The sequence below is a fragment of the Dysgonomonas sp. 37-18 genome (genome assembly GCF_001899125.1).
Classification (GTDB): domain Bacteria; phylum Bacteroidota; class Bacteroidia; order Bacteroidales; family Dysgonomonadaceae; genus Dysgonomonas.
Genome location: NZ_MKVC01000040.1, coordinates 293,363 through 299,458 on the forward strand (window position 1 = coordinate 293,363; position 6,096 = coordinate 299,458).

The following is a 6,096-nucleotide window of genomic DNA, read 5'->3' on the forward strand; positions in this document are numbered from 1 at the left end:
AGTGAAGAATCATAAATTATAGATTCTTCACTCCGTCAAAAATAAAAGAATAATATCTTATCTCTCCCACTGCTGTAACTCAGCTACAGCAAGCTGATAATCTCGTTCTGTTTCCAGATACTTATCCACTGTTTCATAATACACTGACAACTCTAATAGATAATTAATAAGGGATAATTGCCCCTTATCCAATGCCATTTTAAGCAAATCCTGACTATTGGTAACGCTCAAAGCATCTTCATACTCTTTTAACAACAGAGATAATTTCTTTGCTTTATCATACTGATTCTTCAAGGTATTCCTGAATTGTAACTCAGAGTCCTCATGCTGCATCTGCAATGCTACCGTTTGGGCTTTTTGATGCTTCACTGTATTTTTACCTTCCCACAAAGGAATGGATACGCCAACCGAAACACCCTGAAATGTTGTACCCGATACTCTTTCGCTAGCATACCCCGCTGTTATCTTGGGCAGATTCAAAGCTCTTGTAAGCTGTTCCTGCTTTCTGCTCAACGCAACTTCTTGTTCGGCTACACGCAAAGAAGGATTATTAGCCTTTACTATTGCAAACCATTCTATAAAATTGAGAGGGAAGGTAAAATCTGAATAACGATTAAATTCTGTGATATCCAACCCTCCGTTCAATCGCTGCAACTCAGATTTGGATAAATTCAAATCAACTTCATTGATCTGCAACGCTTTCTCAGCATTTAGTAAGTTCAACTTCGTTTTATTACGCTCCAAAACATCGATATTTCCCTGATCAAAACTCTTCTGATACGCATCAGACAGTTCTCTGGCTTGTTTCAGTCGATCCGATAGTATCTTGTTCATCTTCGTTTGATAAACCAGTTCTACACAGATTAAGCGAGCCTGTTGCAAGATCTCCACTTTCTGTTGATCATAGATCATATCTACCTGTTGGTTTTTTCCATCAGACAATTGTGTCTTATAGCGATATGCTGTAGGAAAATCAAACGACTGGGTTACATTAAGGTCTACACGGTTACCTTCTCCGGAGGGATTTCCCCACAGATAACCGAATTCCACTTCGGGATTAGCCATGTTTATGCCTGTTTTGTTCCCTATCTTATCAGCATTAGCTTTCTCGCGATAGGCTTTCAGCGTTGTATTATTCATTTCTATCTCTTTCAATACATTATCGAACGAGCTTTGAGCGTGTGCACTGAGAGCTAGCACCGACAAAAGAATATATATTATTGGTTTCATAAATTATAACTCTTTTATTAAACAATCTCTTCCTTTACAGCCTTTCTATTTTTCAGCATTCTGTATATAATCGGCACAATGTACATATTCAACATGGTTGAAGTTAGTAGTCCGCCCAAAATAACCTTAGCCATAGGACTCTGAATTTCATTACCAGGCAAACTTCCTTGTACAGCCAGAGGTATCAAAGCCAGTCCCGAAGACAAAGCTGTCATCAAAATAGGATTCAAACGATCAAGCGATCCTTGCAATATACTCTTATTCACAGAATATCCTTTGTTTCCCAAATCGTTATAATGAGCCATCAGCAAAATTCCGTTTCGCGTAGCAATACCAAACAAGGATATAAATCCGATAATAGCCGGAATGCTGATCTCTCCGGATGTAAACAGAATAGCATACACTCCACCAATAAGAGCCAGAGGAAGATTAAGAAGAATTACAGCCGATTGTGTAACACTTCTAAATTGATTGAAAAGCAATAAAAAGATAATAAGAATCGCAAAAACAGAAGCGATCAGCAATATCTGCGATGCTGCCTGTTCACTTTCAAACTGTCCTCCATATTCAATATGATATCCTTCAGGCAACTGAATATTGTTATCCAAGTTATCCTGAATCTCATTTACAACACTTCGCAAATCTCGTCCGGCAACGTTTGCCGACACGACAATCTTACGTTGAGCATTCTCCCTGTTGATTGTATTAGGACCCGTAGAGGATGATATATCTGCAATATAAGCAAATGGGACTTTAAGCCCGTTAGCATCTATCATCAGATTTCTGATCTTCTCGGCTTGATCTTTATAGTTCTCGTCAACTTTTAGTGTCAAGTCAAAACTTTTACCTGCATCATAAACCTGAGAAACAACTTCACCTGAAAGCATTGTAGTTACAAACTCAGTAAATTCGGGTAAGGTGATACCATATTTTGACAACAGTTCGCGCTTAGGGACAATCTTTAATTGGGGACGCTCTACCTGCTGCTCTACATTCAAGTCGGCAACACCGTCTATGCCCTCTATCTTCGACTTGATCTCATTTCCGAGAGAGAATAATTTATTCAGATCTGTCCCAAAAATCTTTATGGCAATATTGGCTTTGGTGCCCGAAAGCATATGATCGATACGATGCGATATCGGTTGACCTATTTCCACACTAATTCCCGGTATGGCATTCAGCTTATTCCTGAGATCGGCTAACACCTCTTTTTGAGGACGATCTTTTAATACAAAAGGTGCTTCAATCTCAGATGTATTCACACCAAAAGAATGCTCATCCAATTCGGCACGCCCGGTTTTACGTCCTACCGTTTGTATTTCAGGAACGCTAAGAATGGCCTGTTCTGCCATTGCTCCTACCTTATCTGATTCCTCTAATGATATTCCCGGTAAGGTATTTACAGTTACAGTAAAAGACCCTTCATTAAATGGCGGTAAAAAATTGCGCCCAAACGTGAAAGAGATAGTAATAGCCGAAATCAACAACAAACCTGTTATTCCCAATACTATCTTTTGTTTCTCTAATGCCCAATGTAAGCTTTTTTCATAGATAGCTTTAAGCCTTACTACAAATACAGATTCTTTTTCACCTTTATCTTTCTTATTATTTGCAAGCAAATAGCTACACAAAACAGGAGTTACTGTAAGAGCAATAATTGTAGATGCAAAAAGAGCAACGATAAAAGCTATCCCCAGAGGAACAAGCATACGCCCTTCCATACCGCTAAGGAAAAATAAAGGAGTAAAACTTGCGACAATAATTAATGTTGAATTCAAAATCGGCATACGGACTTCTTTCGATGCTTCGAATACAATAGTAAGCACGCTTTGTTGTTCCTCCTTTGGTTTTTTCCGATTCTCTCTCAAGTGCTTAAATACATTTTCAACATCTATGATAGCATCGTCTACCAGCGAACCGATAGCAATAGCCATCCCCCCTAAACTCATCGTATTGATCGTTAAGCCCATCAGCTTTAGAGCAAGAATAGAGGTTAATAAAGAAAGTGGTAAAGCCATTAAAGAAATGAAAGTTGTACGACCATTCATCAAAAACAAGAACAGCACGATGACCACAAAAATAGAACCTTCATAAAGGGATTTTTGCACATTATTAATAGAGTTATTAATAAAACGTTCCTGCCGGAAAATATCTGTTGATATTTTCACATCCGTAGGAAGTCCCTTTTGCAGATCGGCTATAGAAGCATCCAGCTTTTCACTCAGCTCGATGGTATTCGTATTGGGTTGTTTAGTTATAGTAAGCAACACAGCAGACTTTGTTTTTTCGGAAGCGACACCTAATTTAGGTGTTTTTGCTCCTATCTTTACATCTGCTACATCGCTGATCAGAATAGGGCTTTCTCCAACTTTCTTTATAACAGCTTTGCCTATTTCTTTTACATCCGCACTTTGCAGAACACCTCTTACTATAAATTCATTACCGTACTCATACAATACACCTCCCGATGCATTCTGATTCATATTACGCGTCACTTGTAGCACTTCATCTAGCGTAACACCGTAATGTTTCATACGCCCCGGATCGAGTAATATCTGATATTCTTTGATATCTCCACCTATAACTGTCACCTGTGCCACTCCTCCTGTAGATAGTAAGCGTGGACGAATCGTCCAATCGGCAATAGTGCGAAGGTCTAATAAAGATGTAGAGTCAGCAGTAAGGCCGATAATCATCACCTCTCCCAGTATCGAAGATTGTGGTCCCAATGTGGGTTGCCCGATATTCTCGGGTAAAGCATCACCCAGAGTAGCTAGTTTTTCGGTTACTATCTGCCGAGCTTTATAAATATCTGTACCCCAATCGAACTCGACCCATACAACAGAGAAACCTGTAGTAGATGACGAACGTACCCGCCGGACATCTGTAGCACCATTCACTGCTGTTTCGATAGGAAAAGAGACCAAGCGTTCCACCTCTTCCGAAGCCATCCCATTCGCCTCTGTCATTATCACTACAGTAGGGGCATTGAGATCTGGAAATACATCTATCTCCATATTCTTAGCAGTATAAAGTCCGCCAACCAATAAGAGAACAGCACCGATAAGAACAATCAGACGATTGTTCAACGAAAATTGTATTATTTTATTCAGCATATCTATTCCTCCTCAATTTAATGTTCATGAGCATGAGGGATTGCTGATGATGTAGAAGCTAACTTGACGTGATATGCTCCTTTACTTACTACTTTGTCTCCCTTCTTCAGACCTGACAAGATTTCCACTTGATTACCGTCATTTGCTCCCAAAGTAACTTCTTGTTTGCTATAAGCACCATCATGAGATTGCAAATAAACGAAATACAGGCCTTGTTCTTCGATTAAAGAAGATACAGGTATAGAAATAACATTGCTACGCGGTTGTCCTAAGAGATAGACTTCAACATAAGAACCGGAAATTATTTGACCGATATTATCAAATTCAAAATTGACCGGCACATAGTATTCTTGGCTAGACGAAGACTTTCCGTACGACACCAGCCTCCCATTTAGAGCGGAAAGGGTATAAACCGTCTTATCGTAAGGCGTTTTGAAATTTGCGGATATTACAGACCCTAAATCTTTAAAATAACGTTCCGAAACGTCAGCTCTTAGTTGCAGTCGTCTATTTTGCGTAACGGTCATTAAGGCTTGCCCTACTTCCACGTATTGACCTTCGTTAACCAATTTAGTCTTTATAAATCCGCTTATAGGAGTTGAGACTCCCACGCCCTTAGCTGTAGTTTTCTGCCCGATAGCATGATAAGCAACCTTAGCATTTTCGTAGTTCAGCTTGATCTCGTTATATTCTTTTTCGGCAATAAGCTTATTTCCGATCAAAGATTCAGCTCTCTGATATTCCTTCTGAGCAATCTCGTATGCAGACTTCGCTTTTGCTATAGGGTCTCCATCCACTATATTTTTAGAAGAAATACTTAGAAGCGACTCTCCACCACGTACGGCTAGTCCTTCATTCAACGAAGCCTTATTAAATGACACTATCCCATTAGCAGTTGCAGAGATTGTAACCTCGTCTCCCTGTGCAGATAAAATTTGTCCACTCGTTTTTATTACCTGATGAAATGCAGAAGGCTGAACATTCACGATTTCCAATCCTGCCTTTTTAGCCTGCTCGGGAGAGAATACGATTTCTTCTCCATGGGCTTCTTTATCATGAGAATCTTCATCTTCCGCATGATCGTGATCACACTCCTCCCCTTCTGCGTGAGAGTGAGCTCCTTCTTCTTCAGAATGATTATGTCCTGCGTGAGATTCTTTATTTTGTTCTGTATAAGTATCTGCTTTTTGTTTAGAGTTGCACCCCCAAAGCATCGCAAGCAAACAAGCGATATATATTATATATTTTTTCATATTCTTATTTCTTAAACTTGAATAAACAAAAAACAATTATAGGCAGTTTTAGAAACTGTCACTATAAAAATTCAAACTTCTCTATTTGAGAAATTATGCTAAGAAATAAGATACAGGAGGTGCACGCAGGCTTTTTATGGAGCCTACAAAAGGTGGCGTATAGCTTACTAAATAAGGCTTTTGCCTGAAGCGTTCCCCAAATTGTGGAGCTTCTAAATAAAACTCATTGAGTGAGTATAATATATAGGCAAGAGAAAGACAGTTTGCACATGGCAATATGTCATCATGCGTATTATCTTGTTGACGAAGTATTAATTCCTGAAGATTACAATCTTCTGTATGCGCCTGATGATGACATCCTTTTTTGTGTTGTTCACAACAGTTATGGCTATCATCTTGCTGATCGGAGCAATGATGTCGATGCATAATTTCCTCAAGAGAAAAACAGATAACGGCTCTTCCCTAAAAGTTGTGGACTAGGCATAAATATTCGTTAA

4 protein-coding genes are annotated in these 6,096 nt (G+C 39.2%); all 4 read right to left on the minus strand.

The genetic code is table 11. From position 1 onward, the window contains the following. Window positions 1–57: 57 nt before the first annotated feature. Window positions 58–1,230: a TolC family protein gene (locus tag BGO84_RS15480; RefSeq protein WP_291030541.1), complete on the minus strand. Its 1,173-nt coding sequence runs from the start codon at window positions 1,228–1,230 to the stop codon at window positions 58–60. 17 nt (window positions 1,231–1,247) lie between these two features. Further along, window positions 1,248–4,346, minus strand: a complete 3,099-nt coding sequence (locus BGO84_RS15485; RefSeq protein ID WP_291030543.1) for an efflux RND transporter permease subunit — start codon at window positions 4,344–4,346, stop codon at window positions 1,248–1,250. A gap of 17 nt (window positions 4,347–4,363) precedes the next feature. Beyond that, a complete protein-coding gene (locus BGO84_RS15490; protein ID WP_291030545.1) occupies window positions 4,364–5,599 on the minus strand; it encodes an efflux RND transporter periplasmic adaptor subunit in 1,236 nt (411 codons plus the stop codon). Window positions 5,600–5,692: 93 nt separating this feature from the next. Next, entirely contained in the window at window positions 5,693–6,025 is a 333-nt protein-coding gene (locus BGO84_RS15495; RefSeq protein WP_291030547.1) for a hypothetical protein, read from the minus strand. Window positions 6,026–6,096: the final 71 nt, after the last annotated feature.